Origin of the sequence: Chromohalobacter sp. 296-RDG (genome assembly GCF_029889885.1) — a bacterium.
In the GTDB taxonomy this organism is placed as follows: domain Bacteria; phylum Pseudomonadota; class Gammaproteobacteria; order Pseudomonadales; family Halomonadaceae; genus Chromohalobacter.
On sequence record NZ_JARANY010000159.1, the window covers coordinates 1 to 2,010 of the forward strand.

General features: G+C 57.2%; 2 protein-coding genes and 1 pseudogene. 2 read left to right on the top strand and 1 reads right to left on the bottom strand.

From position 1 onward, the window contains the following. A partial coding sequence (locus OP495_RS17410; protein WP_280571012.1) for a TonB-dependent receptor occupies nt 1–238 on the top strand: 238 nt, incomplete at its 5' end. Here OP495_RS17410 and OP495_RS17415 read toward each other — a convergent pair. Continuing rightward, nucleotides 168–1,184 (bottom strand): IS30 family transposase, encoded by a 1,017-nt coding sequence (locus OP495_RS17415; RefSeq protein WP_280571014.1) that lies wholly within the window; start codon nt 1,182–1,184, stop codon nt 168–170. The genes OP495_RS17410 and OP495_RS17415 overlap by 71 nt on opposite strands. Before the next feature lie 56 nt (nt 1,185–1,240). Here OP495_RS17415 and OP495_RS17420 point away from each other — a divergent pair. Further along, nucleotides 1,241–1,840 (top strand): annotated as a pseudogene (locus OP495_RS17420) (TonB-dependent receptor); the annotation flags it as partial. Nucleotides 1,841–2,010 lie beyond the last annotated feature (170 nt).

A 2,010-nucleotide genomic window follows, 5' to 3' on the forward strand; every position in this document is an offset into this window, starting at 1 on the left:
TCTGCCGACGCATCAGGTCTATGCCAATATCAGCACTTCTTTTGAAACACCCACATTCTCTGAATTTGCCAATCCTTCCGAAGCGGGTGGCTTTAATCCGAGCGTGGAACCACAGAAGGCATGGAGCCGTGAAATCGGGGCGGATGCAGGTTCTGAGTGCAACACCGTCAATGTATCGATGACGGAGCTTCATGGTACTTCGCCAGCTGCTCGCTCATCACCTCAATGGGACACTTGAAGTCGAAGCGCTTTCGCGGGCGCATGTTCAGCTCAAGCGCGATCTCATCCAGTTCTTGCTGGCTATAGACCGATAGATCCGTTCCCTTGGGCAAGTACTGCCGTATGAGCCCATTGATATTTTCGTTGGCGCCTCTCTGCCATGGGCTGTGAGGGTCACAGAAGTAGATGGCGACACCGGTATTCTGGGTGACCTTGGCGTGCTGTGTCATCTCACGTCCCTGGTCATATGTCATGCTCTTCCGTGCGGCCAGTGGCATGCGATTCAGCGCAGCGCTGAAGCCTTCGACAGCAGAGGTGGCCGTCGCATCGTTCATCTTCGCCAGAATCAGGTAACCGCTTTTGAGTTCGACGAGAGTGCCGACAGCCGATGCGTTGCTCTTGCCCTTGATCAGGTCGCCTTCCCAGTGGCCAGGAAATTCACGTTTCTCCACCTCTGGAGGGCGGAGGTGAATGCTGACCATGTCCGGGATCTGGTTGCACCGGTCAACCTGACCACGACGCGGCTTACGGGTCGGTTTTCCTTGCCGCAAACAATAGATCAGTTCCTTTCTCAGCTCACCGACGGGCAAAGCGTAGATGGCGCTGTAGATCGTTTCTCGGCAGACGTAGGCGTCTCGAAGGTCAGGGATATTCATATGCTTGAGCTTGCCGCTGATCTGTTCGGGAGACAAGCGCCGACGCAGCATGTGCTGAATCAGGGCGAATCGAGGGCTGCCTGGAAGCAGCTTGCGCCTTGGCCGACAACCATCTCGACGGTCATGACGGCGCTGTTGCGCGTGTGGTGCGCGATACCGACCATCGGACGACCCATTGCGCCGTATCTCTCGACTGATCGTCGCTGGGGACCGGTCGAGCAGAGCCGCTACCTTCCTGATGCTCAAGCCTTGCGCGAGGCTGACTTGGATCGTGGCACGTTCTTCGGTGCAGAGTTCAGAATATGACATGGGGTCAACACATTACCGGTTTGGTCAGGTGTTGCACTCAGAATTTGCGGCCAAGCGGATTGCGGGGCAATTTCGACAGTGGCGTGGACTATGATTTAGCACTGTTTTCGATTCGAACGAGTGATGAGCTTATCCCCTATCAGATTGAAGGGGATCCGAATGAGCGCACCTACTACCGCAACGCCGGGGACACTTCACGGGATGGCGTTGAGCTAGCGCTGGGCTGGCAGATGACGCCGAGCTGGCGCCTCGACAGTGCCTTGACGCTGGCCAAGTACGAGTTCGACGAATACGACACCCAGGATGGCAACTACGGCGGTAATCGCATCCCTGGCCTGCCGGAGCAAACCTGGGTGAACCAGCTCTCTTGGCAGGGTCTCGACGAGCGCTTCGCGACGCTCGAGACGCAATATATCGGCGACATGGTAGCGGACGACGCCAACGAGGTGGAGGTCGACGACTATTGGCTGGTCAATCTACGCGTCGGCGATGGCTGGCACCTGGGCGGCGACACCTTGCTCAAAGGGTACGTCGGCATGCGCAACCTCTTCGACCGCGAGCACTTTGCCAATGTGCGAATCAATGCCAACAACGACCGTTATTTCGAGCCGGCCTCGGGGCGGACCGTCTATGCTGGTATGGAAGTCGCATTCTAAACGCGTCGCGACATTCGCTCACTGGTGCGTCGCTTCGGCCAGTGGATAAGTGGATCGATAATCAGAAAGCGAGGGAACCTATGCGTTATCTATTTGCGGTGATGGGAACCGCGCTGCTGCTGGCGGGGCTCACTGGCTGCACGGTCAATACCCATAGCGACGGCCATCGT